This window comes from Priestia sp. VA7 (genome assembly GCF_055710015.1).
The window spans coordinates 359,669-375,437 of record NZ_JBVQPN010000005.1 but is presented as its reverse complement, the minus strand read 5'-3'; the positions used below and the strand labels follow the sequence as shown (position 1 = coordinate 375,437).

The window sequence follows — 15,769 nt, the reverse complement described above, 5'->3', positions numbered from 1 at the left end:
TCCGCCGCTAACGTCATAGAAGCAAGCTTCTAATCAGTTCGCTCGACTTGCATGTATTAGGCACGCCGCCAGCGTTCATCCTGAGCCAGGATCAAACTCTCCGAAGAAATGTTTGACTTGCTCAATTTAAAAAATAAAATTTAACGTTGACGTTTACTATTTCGTTCAGTTTTCAAAGAACTCTTGTCTTAAAGCGACTCCTATATAATAACACTTTATAAGAATCATTGTCAACACTTTTATATAACTTTTTTAAAACTACTAAAAAACTCATATATGGTTTGCTGACTTTTTATATATTACCAAAATGAAAAGCCTATGGCAAGGTTTTTTTACATAAAAAAAGCCCCTGCTTTTTCAGGGGCTTTTTTTTATTCTTCTGTTTCTTCAGCTTCAATTATTATATCTGTCTTTTCATGTTCATCTAATTCATCTAAAATTTCGTCTTCATCTTCTGAAGTTTGTACTTTTGCAACCGTTGAAACAAACTCTTCGTCTCCTAAACGGATGACTTTGACACCTTGTGTGTTACGGCCCATTTGTGAAATATCTGAAACAGAAACACGGATAAGAACGCCGCTTACTGTGATAAGCATAATATCTTCTTCTTGAGATACACATTTCAGTGCGACAACATCACCATTTTTATCAGTGATATTACATGTTCTTAAACCTTTACCGCCTCTTGTTTGTACACGATATTCTTCAATCGGCGTACGTTTTCCGTAACCATTTTTCGTAATGATTAAGACATCTGATTGTTCTTCAAGAATCTCCATACCAATTACTTCATCTTCTGAATCGAGAGTGATCCCTTTAACTCCAGTAGCTGTACGTCCCATTGAACGAACATCATTTTCATTAAAACGAATTAACATACCCTTCTTCGTTCCAATAACCATATCGCGCTTACCATCTGTCAATTTAACAGAAATCAATTCATCTTCTTCTCTTAAATTCAAGGCGATAAGTCCGCTATTTCGAATGTTCTCAAAAGAAGATAAAGGTGTACGCTTAGAAATTCCTTGTTTCGTAGTAAAGAATAGATACCAATCGTCTACAAATTCATCGACGCGAATGATGGCGTTTACCCACTCACCCTTGTCTACTTCTAACAAGTTAATAATAGGTATTCCTTTAGCCGTTCTTCCGTACTCTGGAATTTCGTATCCTTTCGTACGGTAAACTTTTCCCTTATTTGTAAAGAAGAGAATCGTATCATGAGTAGAAGTTGTTAGAAGATGTTCAACAAAATCATCTTCGTTTGTATTCATTCCTTGAATACCTCTTCCGCCTCTTCGCTGACTCTTATACGTAGAAACAGGCAAACGTTTAATATAGCCGTTGTGCGTTAAGCTAATAACAATATCTTGGCGAGGAATCAGATCCTCGTCTTCGATAATTTCAGCTCCTCCGCTTACGATTTCTGTTCGACGGCCGTCATTGAATCTTTCTTTTACTTCTATTAGTTCTTCTCTAATAATTTCTAATACTTTTTCTTCATCTGCTAAAATAGCTTTTAATTCAGCAATTAGCGCTAATAAAGATTGATATTCTGCTTCAATCTTCTCTCGCTCTAATCCTGTTAAACGCTGTAGGCGCATATCCAAAATAGCTTGCGCTTGTTTTTCAGATAACGAAAACTGCGTCATTAATCCTTCACGTGCAATATCTGTTGTTTGAGAACCTCTAATTAAAGCAATAACAGCATCTAAATTATCAAGAGCAATCTTTAAACCTTCTAAAATATGCGCACGTGCTTCTGCTTTTCGAAGTTCAAATTCAGTACGACGGCGAATAACCACTACCTGATGGTCTAAGTAGTACTGTAGACATTGCTTCAAGTTCAATACTTTTGGCTGTCCATCTACTAATGCAAGGGTATTAATACCAAAACTTGTTTGAAGAGATGTCTGCTTATATAAGTTGTTTAATAAAACATTTGCATTTGCATCACGTCTTACTTCAATAACAATACGCATACCTGAACGGTCAGACTCATCTCGTAAATCCGTAATTCCATCAATCTTCTTATCACGGGCTAGCTCAGCAATTTTTTCAATTAGCTTTGCTTTATTTACTTGGTATGGAAGTTCATGAACAATAATAGTTTGTTTACCATTGCTTTGTTCTTCAATTTCTACTTTTGCGCGAACAATAATAGAACCTTTTCCAGTTTCATAAGCTTTACGAATGCCGCTGCGGCCAAGAATTTGTCCTGCAGTTGGGAAATCTGGGCCTGGAATAATCTCCATTAACTCTGCAATTGTGATATCAGGGTCTTGACTTACAGCTAAAACGCCGTCAATGACTTCCCCTAACTGATGCGGAGGAATATTTGTGGCCATACCTACCGCAATTCCGGCTGAACCGTTTACAAGTAAATTTGGAAATCTAGCAGGTAATACAATTGGTTCACGTTCAGAACCGTCATAGTTATCTTGATAATCAATTGTATCTTTATTGATGTCACGCAGCAGTTCCATCGAAACTTTTGACATTCTTGCTTCTGTATAACGCATAGCTGCTGCGGCATCTCCATCAACAGATCCAAAGTTTCCATGACCGTCAATTAGCATATAACGATAGCTAAAATCTTGTGCCATACGAACCATTGTTTCATATACAGCTGAGTCACCGTGTGGGTGATACTTACCAATTACTTCTCCTACGATACGAGCTGATTTTTTATATGGCTTATCCGATCCCATACCTAAATCATTCATTGCATATAAAATACGACGGTGCACAGGCTTAAGTCCGTCTCTTACATCCGGTAAAGCACGCGATACAATTACACTCATTGCATAATCTAAAAAGGATGCGCGCATTTCTTGACTAATATTTACTTCTCTTATTTGAGAGTTTGGTTTATCTGACATCGATAAGAACCTCCTTCGCGAAGTTCAGTATAGTAATTCATATATATATGTAAACGCAGGATAGAACCTATCTCTATCCTGACGTTTATATACCCTTTATAAAACATATAAAGGGTATTACCGTTCATTTAAATATCAAGATTTTTTACGTACTGAGCATTTTCTTCAATGAAATTACGGCGTGGTTCTACTTTGTCGCCCATTAAAATTTCAAATGTCTCATCAGCTTCAATTGCATCTTGCAAGTTCACTTGAAGAAGGGTACGGAACTCTGGATCCATTGTTGTTTCCCATAATTGTTCAGGATTCATCTCTCCTAAACCTTTGTAACGCTGAAGGTTTGGTTTTGCGCCTTCAGGGAAAGAAGCTAATACCTCTTCTAATTGACGATCGTTGTACGCGTACTCCACTTTTTTACCTTGTGAAACTTTGTAAAGAGGCGGCTGGGCAATGTACACATATCCATGCTCAATAATCTGTCTCATATAGCGATAGAAGAACGTTAGAAGAAGCGTACGAATATGCGCACCGTCCACATCTGCATCTGTCATGATCACAATTTTATGGTAGCGTGCTTTCGAGATATCAAAATCGTCACCAATACCCGTTCCTAGAGCGGTAATGATTGTACGAATTTCGTTATTAGATAAAATTTTATCTAAACGGGCTTTCTCTACGTTGATAATTTTACCACGTAAAGGCAAAATAGCTTGGAAATGACGGCTTCTTCCCTGCTTAGCTGATCCTCCCGCAGAGTCACCCTCTACTACATAGAGTTCGCTAATAGAAGGATCTTTTGATGAACAATCTGCTAATTTACCCGGTAAGTTTGAGATTTCAAGCGCGCTTTTACGTCTTGTAAGCTCACGAGCTTTTTTAGCTGCCATTCTTGCTCTTGCAGCCATTAAACCTTTTTCAATTACCTTTTTCGCCACAATAGGGTTCTCTAGCAAGTACGTTTCTAAGTGTTCTGCAAACACAGAGTCAGTAATTGTTCTTGCTTCACTATTTCCCAGCTTTGTTTTTGTTTGTCCTTCAAACTGCGGATCTGGGTGCTTAATAGAGATGATAGCTGTAATTCCTTCACGAACATCTTCACCCGTTAGATTGGCATCACTGTCTTTAAATACGCTGTTTTTACGTGCATAGTCGTTAATTACACGCGTTAACGCTGTTTTAAATCCTGCTTCGTGCGTTCCACCTTCATATGTGTGAATGTTGTTTGCAAAAGAATATAAATTACTTGTATAGCTATCGTTATATTGAATAGCAATTTCTACAGAAATGTTGTCTCGATTACCTTCAATATAGATCGGCTCTTCGTGAATTACTTCTTTTGCACGGTTTAAGTGTTCAACGTAAGACTTAATTCCGCCTTCATAGTGATACTCACGTCTTTTATCTTCTTCACGTTTGTCTTCAATCGTAATTTTAATACCGCGATTTAAGAAAGCTAACTCACGCAGACGATTAGCTAACGTATCAAAATCGTATTCAAGCGTTTCTGTAAAAATTTCACCGTCTGGATGGAATTGAATAACAGTACCTGTTTTATCTGTTTCTCCAACTACTTTTAAGTCAGCAGCCGGTACACCTCGTTCATATTTTTGATAATGAACTTTACCATCACGATGTACGTACACTTCCAAAGAGGTAGAAAGTGCGTTAACAACTGAGGCACCTACACCATGTAATCCACCGGATACTTTATAGCCGCCGCCGCCAAATTTACCTCCGGCATGAAGAACCGTTAAGATAACTTCAACGGCAGGTCTGCCCATTTTTTCTTGAATACCAACCGGAATTCCACGACCGTTATCTTTGACTGTAATACTATTATCCTTTTCGATAATAACATTAATTTCATCGCAATAGCCGGCCAGCGCTTCATCAATACTATTATCTACAATTTCCCATACAAGATGATGTAAACCCTTTGCGCTCGTCGATCCAATATACATCCCCGGACGTTTACGAACAGCCTCTAATCCTTCTAATACTTGTATCTGATCAGCTTCATATGCTTGTACTTCTTTTTGTTCCATCGTCAAATGTATCACCTACACTTTTTTTTAACAGCAAACTGCTGTATTTATCATTTTGTATTATGTTTTTCGAATATTATGTGGAAATAATACGGAGCCTTTAATGTATTTGCAATTTGTTTACTTATGCACAAAATTTTCATAATCGAGGGTACGAGTTGAAATATATAGACTTAAAACTATAATGATATCATATTTCAGTTAGATTGCCTTGCGAAAAGTTTTTAGACAGGTCAATTGCTATTTGACCTTTTGAATTTGGCCAGCTTCTACGTGATATGTAGCGGCTTTTTCTAAGGTCTCGTGATGAATTCCTTCAATGCTCGTTGTCGTTACAAACGTCTGAACTTTTCCTTGAATGGTATTTAGCAAGTGTGATTGACGAAAATCATCTAATTCAGACAATACGTCGTCTAAAAGCAAGATTGGATATTCACCTACTTCTTGATGAATTAACTCAATTTCAGCAAGCTTTAACGATAAAGCAGTCGTCCGCTGTTGCCCTTGTGAACCAAATGTTTGAACGTCTTTCTCATTAACGTAGAAAAGAAGATCATCACGGTGTGGTCCCGCTAAGGTGACACCTCTATCAATTTCTCTACTTTTTATTTTATCAAACTTTTGATGATATGCTTCTAACATTTTCGACAAATCTGCATCTTCTGATACATCAATTGAATTCTTATACTCAATTTTTAATGTTTCTAAGTCTCGACTGATCCCTTTATGAATAGGCTCTGCCCACTGTTGGAGTAACTGTAAAAACTCAAAACGTTTTTTTAAGATTTTCGCCGCCATTTCACTTAACTGTAACGTAAGTACGTCTAAAAGTGAAAGATCCGTTTGTTTTTTTGTCTGCAGCTGCTTCAAATATTGATTTCTTTGCTGCAAAATCTTTTGATACCTGCTTAAATCATGCATGTAAACAGGCGAAACTTGACCAATCTCCATATCAATAAATTTGCGCCTTACTTGCGGACTCCCTTTAACTAGGTTCAAATCCTCCGGAGCAAACATGACAGTGTTAATTGACCCTATATATTGACTGAGTTTTTTCTGCTCAATGTGATTATATTTTGCTTTTTTCCCTTTTGTTGAGATGACTAAATCCAGTGTAACAGGCCCTCTACGCTTTTCTACAATGCCCGATAGCTTTGCATACTCACAGTCCCATTTAATTAATTCTTTATCGTTGGATGTACGATGAGATTTAGCCATAGATAATACGAAGATCGATTCCATCACGTTTGTTTTACCCTGTGCGTTTTCACCCAAAATGACGTTTACTTTATTTTCAAAAGGAATCGTTGTCTTCGTATAGTTTCGGTAATTTGTTAAAGTAATTTCTTTAATATACAAACGTTTCACCAACTTTAAGTAATGACAACAAATGATCCTGCAGCCGGTATATCCACTTCGTCATTTGCATATAATTTACGTCCGCGGCGCTCTTCTAGCTCCCCGTTTACATATACTTCGTGCTCACTTAAAAACCATTTTACCATTCCACCTGTTTGAATGACGTCTGCTAGTTTTAAAAACTGGCCAAGCGTAATGTATTCAGTTGAAATTTTAACTTCTGTTTTCATGCGACTCTCTCACTTTCTAATGGTGTATCTCTATTTTACTAAATAATTCTCCTTGAGAAAAGAAAGCTACTAGTACGGCATGCTAGTAGCTTTCTGAGATTTAATATGTTCGCACTGGTAAAATCAACTGCAGCATTGAATCATCCTCTAATGTACGAATGACAAATGGACGCATCGCACCAGTGAAGTTAATTTTGATATCTGTTCCTTCGAGCGCTTTTAATGCGTCTAACATATATTTTGCGCTAAAAGAAATTTTTAATTCTTCTCCTGAGATAGACTGACTTTGTACCTCTTCAATTACTTTTCCGATTTCAGGAGAGTTAGAAGAAATTTCAACAATTCCCTCATCCAGCGTAGATAGTTTTACTACGTTGTTTCTTCCTTCACGAGCTAATAAAGAAGCGCGGTCAATTGATTGCAAGAATTCTTTTACGTTCAATATAACATCCGTTTTACTATCAGCTGGAATCAATCTTGAAGTATCAGGATAATTCCCGTCCAATAATCTTGAGAAAAATAGTAAATGTTTTGTTTTGAATAATACTTGATTTTCCGTGATAACAATGTCTACTAATTCATGAGAATCATCAAGGATCTTACTGAATTCACTTAAACTTTTACCTGGAATAACCACATTATACGTTGCTTCATTTCCAGTTTCAATGGTCGCTTTTCGCAAAGCTAGACGGTGGCTGTCAGTGGCAATGCACGTTAATTCTTTGCCATCGACCTTCCAGTTTACACCTGTCAAGATAGGTCGTGTTTCTGAGGTGGACACCGCAAAGACAGTTTGTCGAATCATGTTTTTTAATAAGTCTGTCGGTAATCTAAACATGTTGTTTTCTTCGATCTGTGGCAAATGAGGATACTCTTCTGCATCTAAACCATTTAAGTTAAATTCAGCTTTTCCTGAACGAATGATTGTTAAAAAGTGACTTTGGACGTCTAATTCTACAATGTCTTTAGGAAGCTTTTTTACGATTTCACTAAAGAAACGAGCTGGGAGAACAACGCTTCCTGGTTTTTGGATATCAACAATTTCTTTTCCTTCTTCTTCGTTTGGAATAAACGATTCAATCGAGATATCGGAGTCACTTCCTGTTAAGGTAACACCTTCTTCAGTCGCTACAATTTTAATCCCCGTTAAAATTGGAATTGTTGTTCTAGAAGATACAGCTTTCATAACGTCTTGAACGCTTTGAACTAGATAGTCTTTCTGTATGATAAATTTCATAATAATTAATCCTCCTTAAAAGTAGGTTTAAAAGCTTATTATTTATTATATTTTAAGATAGTAGTAGTAATAGGGGCTGTGGAAATGTGGATAACCCCTAAAAACGTGAGAACACAGCCTATCCACATGTGGACAGACTGTGTACAATCCTAACTCACTTATACACAAAATACAAGTAAAAAAAGCCTATATTTTTAGTGATTCACTTATTTCTTTAATTTGTTTTTGTAGGTCAGTATCTGTTTGAACAAGTTTTGAGATTTTTTCATGAGCATGGATGACAGTAGTATGGTCTCGCCCACCAAACTCTTCTCCAATTTTAGGTAGCGAAAAATCCGTTAGTTCGCGAGAAAGGTACATGGCAATTTGTCTAGGAAACGCAACTGACTTTGTACGTTTCTTCGCTTTGAAATCATCTAATTTTATATTAAATTCTTGTCCAACAATCTGTTGGATGTCTTGAATCGTAATAACCCTAGGTTTTGAACTAGGGATGATATCTTTTAATGCTTCTGCTGCTAAATCAGCGTTTATATCTTTATTAATTAGTGAAGAATAAGCTACTACACGAATAAGTGCGCCTTCTAATTCTCTGATATTTGAATCAATCTGATTGGCGATATAAAGCATAACTTCATTTGGAATAACTAAGCCGTCCGCTTTTGCTTTTTTACGCAAAATAGCAATTCGTGTTTCCAAATCTGGTGGTGTGATATCTGTAATAAGGCCCCATTCAAAGCGAGAGCGAAGTCGATCTTCAAGTGTAGGAATTTCTTTCGGCGGTCGATCACTTGAGATGACAATCTGCTTGCTTTCTTCGTGAAGCGTATTAAACGTATGGAAAAATTCTTCTTGTGTCTGCTCTTTACCTGCTAAGAATTGAATATCATCAATCAGTAAAACATCTACATTACGGTATTTGTTGCGGAATTCTACTGCTTTATTGTCACGAATAGAGTTAATAAACTCATTTGTGAATTTTTCAGATGATAAGTACACGACTTTCGCGGCAGGATTATGATCTAACACATAGTGGCCTATGGCATGCATTAAGTGTGTTTTACCTAATCCTACTCCCCCGTAAATAAAAAGCGGATTATACGCTTTAGCCGGCGCTTCTGCTACTGCTAAAGAAGCTGCATGTGCAAACCGATTTCCAGATCCGATAACAAATGTATCAAAGGTATACTTCGAATTTAGCATGCTTTGAGGAAATTCTGCTCCATCGTCTTTATTGACTTTCTTTTTAGGAGCTTGAATATCGAATTCTTCCTCGGCCTGGTTAGGTGGAATAATAAATTTTACATCTAACTCTTCCCCCGTAAGATCATAAAGCGTTTCAGCAATTAAATTAGAATACCTAGATTCTAACCAGTCCCGTGCAAAATCATTAGGCGCAGTAATAATGAGCGTGTCTCCTTGTAAAGCATGAGCTTTTGTCGATTTGAGCCAGGTTTCAAAACTAGGTTTGCTTAATTTTTTTTCAATTTGATCTAAAGCTCTATTCCATAAATCATGAATGTTTTCCAACGAGCAATCCCTCCTTTTTCTAGCTTTTATGCGCTTTGTACAACCCTTGTACAACCCGTACAAAACCTTATGCATAAAAAATTTATATTTATACAATTGCTATTATGTGGGTAAATATATATTATAGAAGAAAGCCGACTATTCGACAGATTCCACATGGTGTGGATAACTTTATACAGTGATAGTGGAAATGATGTCCACAAGTTGTCCACAGTTTGTGGATAAAAACCAACTGTGGAAAAGTAATTAAGAGTGAAAACAAAAATATAATATCAAAGAATTCGGCATGATGCAATGAATTTTCGAAACTTATCCACAATCACTACACCTTGTGGAGAAAAGTTTTCCACAACACAAGATAGTGTGCATGAGTTGTCGATAAGAAATGGAAAAGTAGAAAAATGTCGAAAAAACTTATCCACAAAGGTTTAAGAGAAGAATTTGAATAAAAAAGAGGCTTTTTATAAAATTTATTGTTGTAGTTTTGTTCAGTAACGATGAGATCGCAGCTGGTAGAGAAAGAAAAAGAGATGAAAAGGAAAAATTTTTTCTTTAATAAATCAATGAATTTTGTTGATTAGGTATAGACAACTGGGTTATAAAGATATTAGAATGAAGAAGATTGAGTAAAACAGATAATGAAACCAAGAGATTGAAAATTTTATTTTTTAAATAACATTGACATCTTCTTAGTCTTTTCATTATAATTGCAAGGACTGTCTTTTTCAGTTATTCCTCGAGGAGGTGTTTATAGATGAAAAGAACTTACCAACCAAACAAACGTAAGCACAGTAAAGTACACGGTTTCCGCGCTCGTATGAGCTCAGCGAATGGACGTAAAGTTTTAGCTCGTCGTCGTCGTAAAGGAAGAAAAGTATTATCAGCATAATAGACCACTGACGCCAGTGGTCTTTTTTCGCTTTATAAGACTAAAATCACCTCTGTTCCTGTAGGGACTACATAAAAGCATGACCTGAAAAAGGGCAGGAGTTGTTAAAAATGAAAAAAAGATATCGTATAAAAAAGAATGATGAATTTCAAACAGTTTTTAAAAAGGGCAAATCCGTAGCGAATCGCCAATTTGTCTTGTATGTTCTAGACAAACCGGATCAAGAACATTTCCGCGTAGGATTCTCCGTGGGCAAAAAGATTGGAAATGCCGTGACTCGTAATCGAGTTAAGCGCCTTGCTAAACAAATTATGTTTGAATTCACACCGTATTTGAAGCAAGACAAAGATTATATTGTAATTGCAAGGCAGCCTGCTGCAACAATGAGCTATGAAGAAATTAAAAGCAGCTTGCAGCATGTCTTTAAGCGTGGCAAATTACTTACACATAGACAAAACGATTAATAAACAATAGAAGAAAAGCCTTTAATAGCTGTTGTTTTTCTACCGCATCCTTATATAATGGATTTTGACGCACTTTCAGAATTGAAAGGTGAACATGTAGAAGGAGGAAAAACAGGTGAAGAAGAAGTTGTTTTTAGGGATAACGCTTATCTTTCTATTAACTGTTTTAGCGGGTTGTACGGAAATTAACCAACCTATTACAGATGATAGTAAAGGTTTTTGGAATGAGTATGTGGTGTATCCGCTATCATTAGTCATTACGTATCTGGCGGAGGTATTTAAAAGCTATGGAGTTGCGATCATCGTTGTCACAATCCTCATTCGCTTACTTATTCTACCGCTTATGATTAAACAGATGAGAAACACGAAAGCAATGCAGACACTTCAGCCCGAAATGCAGAAGTTAAAGGAGAAGTACAGTTCAAAAGATGCCCAGACGCAGCAGCAATTGCAGAAAGAAACGATGGCATTATTCCAAACTTACGGAGTAAATCCTTTAGCTGGTTGCTTCCCAATTCTAATTCAAATGCCCATTCTTATTGGGATTTTCCACGCGATTACACGAACGTCAGAAATCGCGAACAACAGCTTTTTATGGTTTGATTTAGGTGCGCGTGACCCGCTATTTATCTTACCAATTGTCGCAGGAATCACAACGTTTATTCAGCAAAAGATGATGATGGCCGGAAATGCAAATCAAAATCCTCAAATGGCTATGATGCTTTGGGTTATGCCGATTATGATTGTGGTTTTTGCAATCAATTTTCCAGCCGCCTTATCTCTTTATTGGGTAGTGGGAAATCTATTTATGATTATTCAAACCTACTTCATTAAAGGGCCAGACTTAAAACAAGCGAATATTGAAGGGGTTAAAAAATGAACGAAATCACAATTACGGCCCAGACGATTGAAGCTGCTGTTCAAGAAGCATTAGATGCTTTAGAAGTAGAGCGAAATCAAACAAATGTAGAAATAATTGAACCAGGCAAAAAAGGATTTTTAGGAATCTTTAAGGGAAAACCTGCAGTTGTAAAAGTTACAAAAATAGTTGACCCTGTAGAGGAAGCGGTTCATTTTATTACAAATGTTAGCCGTGAAATGGGGATTTCGATTCATACGAACGTCAAAAAAACCTCGAGAAACTGCATAATTGAAATTAGTAGCGATTCTGCGGGAATGTTGATTGGAAAACATGGACAAACCCTTAATGCGCTCCAGCTTCTCACACAACTGGTAGCTAATCGATACAGTCAACAATTTTTAAATGTTGTATTAAACCCAGAAGGCTACCGAGAAAAACGAAAAGAAATGGTCGAAAAACTGGCATTAAAAATAGCAAATCAGGCGATTAAAACGAATCGATCTGTTCAACTAGAACCAATGCCTTCGCATGAAAGAAAAATGATTCACCAAGTGTTAGCTAAAAATTCTTTAGTTGAGACACACTCTGTCGGAAAAGAACCAAAAAGAAGTATTTTGGTTCAGCCCATCGGAAAAAAGCACTAGCAAAATGCGCTAGTGCTTTTTTATGTTTACTTTTATCAAGCTAGCGTTCAAAAAATCAAGTTACATACGTTGTTATTCACATGTGGATAAGTTAAAATAGTACATACTGCCTGTTTTTCTTACTGTGCATAACAGAAGAACGTTAGAGATGTTCTAAATCGGTGAATTGTGGTATTCTATTTATTTGGTTCATACAAATTACGGGCCTTAAAATAGATGTTTTTGTTCGTGGAAAATTGTTAACGATGATAGTATATAACATCGTTTAAAATAAAAGGTTTATAAAATGAAATGAGGTGAAGTTGGTGCTAGATTTTGATACAATTGCGGCCATTTCTACACCAATGGGAGAAGGAGCTATTGCCATCGTCCGTCTGAGTGGTGAAGAAGCCATTACGATTGCAGATCGTATCTTTAAAAGCGTTTCGAACAAACGATTAACAGACGTAGCTTCTCATACTATTCACTACGGTCATATCGTAGATCCCAAGACAGAGCAAGTCGTCGAAGAAGTGATGCTTTCCATTATGAAAGGTCCCAAGACATTTACTAGAGAAGACATTATTGAAATTAACTGTCACGGAGGAATTGTATCCGTTAATCGTGTGCTGCAGTTAGTTATTGCAAATGGTGCCCGTTTAGCTGAGCCGGGTGAGTTTACAAAACGAGCATTTTTAAATGGTCGAGTAGACTTGTCACAAGCAGAAGCTGTCATGGATTTAATTCGTGCCAAAACAGATAAAGCGATGAATATGGCGATTGGCCAAATGGAAGGGCGTTTGTCCAAGCTAGTACGTCATTTACGGCAGGAAATTCTCGAAACACTTGCCCATGTAGAAGTAAACATTGACTACCCAGAATATGACGATGTAGAGGAAATGACTCACCAAGTATTGATCGAAAAAGCTTCAAATGTACGCCAAGAAATTGATAAGCTTCTTCAAACCTCTCATCAAGGAAAAATTTTAAGAGAAGGATTGGCTACGGTTATTATTGGACGTCCTAATGTAGGAAAATCTTCTCTTCTAAATAGTTTAGTGCAAGATGCAAAGGCCATTGTCACAGACATTCCTGGAACGACGCGAGATGTAATCGAAGAGTACGTCAATGTGCGAGGAGTTCCTCTCCGATTAGTTGATACAGCTGGAATTCGTGAAACAGAAGATATTGTAGAACGAATTGGTGTGGAACGCTCCCGTCAGTATTTGAAAGAAGCAGATTTAATTTTGCTTGTGTTGAATTTTAATGAAGAACTAACGGACGAAGATAAAAAGCTATTTGAAGCTGTAAAAGGCATGGACGTTATCGTGATTGTGAATAAAACAGATCTTGAGCAAAAAATTAATCTAGAGGAAGTGCAGCAATTTGCTGGTGATCATCCAATAGTGACGACTTCGCTTCTTCAAGAACAAGGAGTAGATCAGCTTGAAGAAGCAATCGCAGCTCTTTTCTTTGGAGGAACAATTGAATCTCAAGATTTAACATATTTATCTAATACGAGACATATTGCGCTTTTAACGCAAGCAAGAGGAGCTATCGATGAGGCCATCACAGGCATTGAAAGTGGTGTTCCAATCGATATCGTCCAAATTGATTTAACAAGAACGTGGGAACTATTAGGTGAAATTATTGGTGATGCTGTTCACGAAAGCTTAATTGATCAGTTGTTCTCTCAATTCTGTTTAGGAAAATAGATTATTAAAGGAGGCTACTATTATGCAATATGAAGGTGGACAATATGATGTTATTGTCATTGGAGCAGGTCATGCAGGTTGTGAAGCGGCACTTGCTTCTGCGCGTATGGGCGCTAAAACGTTAACGTTGACCATCAACTTAGACATGGTGGCATTTATGCCCTGCAACCCTTCTGTAGGCGGTCCTGCAAAAGGTATTGTCGTACGTGAAATTGATGCTCTTGGCGGAGAAATGGGTAGAAATATCGATAAAACTCATATTCAAATGAGAATGTTAAACACAGGAAAAGGTCCAGCTGTTCGAGCACTCAGAGCTCAAGCAGATAAATTTGCTTATCAGCATGAAATGAAAAAAACGTTAGAAAATGAAGAAAATCTAACGCTTATGCAAGGCATGGTAGAACAGTTAATCGTAGAAGACGGTGTATGTACGGGCGTTGTCACTCAAACGGGAGCTGTGTATAAAGCTAAAACAGTTGTTATTACGACAGGGACATTCTTACGCGGGGAAATTATTTTAGGTGAACTAAAATATTCAAGCGGTCCTAATAATCAACAACCGGCTATTAAGCTTTCTGAACACTTAGAGGAGTTAGGGCTGGACATGGTCCGTTTTAAAACAGGAACTCCACCTCGTGTTAATAGCTCAACTATTGATTACAGCAAAACAGAGATTCAGCCTGGGGATGATGTGCCTCGTGCTTTCTCGTACGAAACAACACAGTACATTACAGATCAACTGCCTTGCTGGTTAACATATACAAGTGAACAAACTCATCAAATTATTGATGACAACCTTCACTTATCTCCTATGTATTCTGGGATGATCAAAGGCACTGGACCACGCTACTGTCCATCTATTGAAGATAAGGTTGTGCGCTTTAATGATAAACCGCGCCACCAAATTTTCTTAGAGCCAGAAGGACGAAATACGCAAGAAGTATATGTTCAAGGACTATCAACAAGTCTTCCTGAGCATGTACAGCGTCAAATGCTTGCGACAATTCCGGGTCTTGAAAAAGTCCAAATGATGCGTGCGGGCTATGCTATTGAATATGATGCAATTGTTCCGACTCAGTTATGGCCAACGCTTGAAACGAAGAAAATTAAAAATCTTTATACGGCTGGACAAATTAACGGAACATCTGGTTATGAAGAAGCTGCAGGCCAAGGTCTTCTTGCTGGAATTAACGCGGGAAGAAGAGCCCTGGAACAAGAAGAAGTCATCTTAGGACGTTCTGATGCTTACATCGGTGTATTGGTGGATGATTTAGTAACAAAAGGAACAAATGAACCGTATCGTCTGCTAACGTCTCGTGCAGAATATCGTTTATTGCTTCGTCATGATAACGCTGATTTACGCCTTACTGAAATTGGTCGTGAACTAGGATTAATCAGCGATGAGCGCTATGCTAAATTTGAACAGAAGAAAGCGGAAATCGAGCAAGAGAAGAAACGTCTTTTCTCCTTTATTATTAAGCCGAACGAAGCTGTTCAACAACTGATTAAAGAAGCTGGCGGCAGCGAATTAAAAGATGGCATTCGTGCGACAGATTTACTTCGCCGTCCTGAAATGACATATACTCATATTCATCAATTAGCACCAGCTGATGAGACGGTAGATCCTGAAGTAGCTGAACAAGTAGAAATTCAGGTGAAATACGAAGGATATATTCAGAAATCACTTCAGCAAGTTGAACGCTTAAAGAAGTTAGAAAACAAAAAGATTCCTGATTATATTGATTATGATGCAATTAACGGTTTAGCTACAGAAGCACGTCAAAAATTAAACCAAGTGCGGCCACTAACGGTAGCGCAAGCTTCACGTATTTCTGGAGTCAACCCAGCTGATATTTCAATCTTGCTTATTTATATTGAACAAGGACGCATCGCTAAAGTATCAAATGATTAAAACTCTTAGGCGCGAAGAAAG

The 15,769-nt window shown here is 37.4% G+C and carries 12 protein-coding genes and 1 rRNA gene; 6 read left to right on the top strand and 7 right to left on the bottom strand.

What is annotated here, in order from left to right:
- From AC0C45_RS23950 to dnaA, 7 genes are all read right to left on the bottom strand, one after another.
- Window positions 1–107 (bottom strand): 16S ribosomal RNA (locus AC0C45_RS23950); the annotation flags it as partial.
- Between the two features lie 264 nt (window positions 108–371).
- Window positions 372–2,882 (bottom strand): DNA gyrase subunit A, encoded by a 2,511-nt coding sequence (gyrA, locus tag AC0C45_RS23945; protein WP_237893238.1) that lies wholly within the window; start codon window positions 2,880–2,882, stop codon window positions 372–374.
- A 128-nt stretch (window positions 2,883–3,010) separates the two neighbouring features.
- Window positions 3,011–4,927 carry a DNA topoisomerase (ATP-hydrolyzing) subunit B gene (gene gyrB / locus AC0C45_RS23940; RefSeq protein ID WP_013081316.1) on the bottom strand — a complete coding sequence of 639 codons (1,917 nt, stop codon included), beginning with the start codon at window positions 4,925–4,927 and terminating at the stop codon, window positions 3,011–3,013.
- A 240-nt stretch (window positions 4,928–5,167) separates the two neighbouring features.
- Window positions 5,168–6,286 carry a DNA replication/repair protein RecF gene (gene recF / locus AC0C45_RS23935; protein ID WP_412999234.1) on the bottom strand — a complete coding sequence of 373 codons (1,119 nt, stop codon included), beginning with the start codon at window positions 6,284–6,286 and terminating at the stop codon, window positions 5,168–5,170.
- Between the two features lie 14 nt (window positions 6,287–6,300).
- Complete coding sequence (gene yaaA / locus AC0C45_RS23930) at window positions 6,301–6,516, bottom strand: S4 domain-containing protein YaaA (RefSeq protein ID WP_013054822.1); 216 nt, start codon at window positions 6,514–6,516, stop codon at window positions 6,301–6,303.
- A gap of 100 nt (window positions 6,517–6,616) precedes the next feature.
- Window positions 6,617–7,753, bottom strand: coding sequence for a DNA polymerase III subunit beta (gene dnaN / locus AC0C45_RS23925; RefSeq protein WP_013054821.1), 1,137 nt, complete (start codon window positions 7,751–7,753; stop codon window positions 6,617–6,619).
- Window positions 7,754–7,939: 186 nt separating this feature from the next.
- Entirely contained in the window at window positions 7,940–9,283 is a 1,344-nt protein-coding gene (gene dnaA / locus AC0C45_RS23920) for a chromosomal replication initiator protein DnaA (RefSeq protein WP_013081315.1), read from the bottom strand.
- 754 nt (window positions 9,284–10,037) lie between these two features.
- On the opposite strand from dnaA, the gene rpmH reads away from it, so the two are divergent.
- The 6 genes from rpmH (at window position 10,038) to mnmG (ending at window position 15,748) form a co-directional block, all read left to right on the top strand.
- Window positions 10,038–10,172: a 50S ribosomal protein L34 gene (gene rpmH, locus AC0C45_RS23915; RefSeq protein ID WP_013059930.1), complete on the top strand. Its 135-nt coding sequence runs from the start codon at window positions 10,038–10,040 to the stop codon at window positions 10,170–10,172.
- Window positions 10,173–10,282: 110 nt separating this feature from the next.
- Window positions 10,283–10,636, top strand: a complete 354-nt coding sequence (rnpA, locus tag AC0C45_RS23910; RefSeq protein ID WP_013059929.1) for a ribonuclease P protein component — start codon at window positions 10,283–10,285, stop codon at window positions 10,634–10,636.
- A gap of 115 nt (window positions 10,637–10,751) precedes the next feature.
- Window positions 10,752–11,516, top strand: a complete 765-nt coding sequence (gene spoIIIJ / locus AC0C45_RS23905) for a YidC family membrane integrase SpoIIIJ (protein WP_013085568.1) — start codon at window positions 10,752–10,754, stop codon at window positions 11,514–11,516.
- On the top strand, window positions 11,513–12,142 hold the full coding sequence (gene jag / locus AC0C45_RS23900; RefSeq protein WP_013085567.1) for an RNA-binding cell elongation regulator Jag/EloR: 630 nt from the start codon (window positions 11,513–11,515) through the stop codon (window positions 12,140–12,142). Before spoIIIJ ends, jag begins: the two co-directional genes overlap by 4 nt.
- A 305-nt stretch (window positions 12,143–12,447) precedes the next feature.
- A complete protein-coding gene (gene mnmE, locus AC0C45_RS23895; protein ID WP_013085566.1) occupies window positions 12,448–13,836 on the top strand; it encodes a tRNA uridine-5-carboxymethylaminomethyl(34) synthesis GTPase MnmE in 1,389 nt (462 codons plus the stop codon).
- A gap of 22 nt (window positions 13,837–13,858) precedes the next feature.
- The gene (mnmG, locus tag AC0C45_RS23890; protein ID WP_340442474.1) at window positions 13,859–15,748 is read left to right on the top strand and encodes a tRNA uridine-5-carboxymethylaminomethyl(34) synthesis enzyme MnmG; all 1,890 of its coding nucleotides are present in this window, start codon (window positions 13,859–13,861) and stop codon (window positions 15,746–15,748) included.
- Window positions 15,749–15,769 lie beyond the last annotated feature (21 nt).

What these genes read in the sequence shown, in the direction of transcription:
- gyrB (WP_013081316.1), bottom strand. Translation starts at nt 4,927, where the DNA reads ATGGAACAAAAAGAAGTACAAGCATATGAAGCTGATCAGATACAAGTA.
- jag (WP_013085567.1), top strand. Translation starts at nt 11,513, where the DNA reads ATGAACGAAATCACAATTACGGCCCAGACGATTGAAGCTGCTGTTCAA.
- yaaA (WP_013054822.1), bottom strand. Translation starts at nt 6,516, where the DNA reads ATGAAAACAGAAGTTAAAATTTCAACTGAATACATTACGCTTGGCCAG.
- rpmH (WP_013059930.1), top strand. Translation starts at nt 10,038, where the DNA reads ATGAAAAGAACTTACCAACCAAACAAACGTAAGCACAGTAAAGTACAC.
- rnpA (WP_013059929.1), top strand. Translation starts at nt 10,283, where the DNA reads ATGAAAAAAAGATATCGTATAAAAAAGAATGATGAATTTCAAACAGTT.
- gyrA (WP_237893238.1), bottom strand. Translation starts at nt 2,882, where the DNA reads ATGTCAGATAAACCAAACTCTCAAATAAGAGAAGTAAATATTAGTCAA.
- mnmG (WP_340442474.1), top strand. Translation starts at nt 13,859, where the DNA reads ATGCAATATGAAGGTGGACAATATGATGTTATTGTCATTGGAGCAGGT.
- dnaN (WP_013054821.1), bottom strand. Translation starts at nt 7,753, where the DNA reads ATGAAATTTATCATACAGAAAGACTATCTAGTTCAAAGCGTTCAAGAC.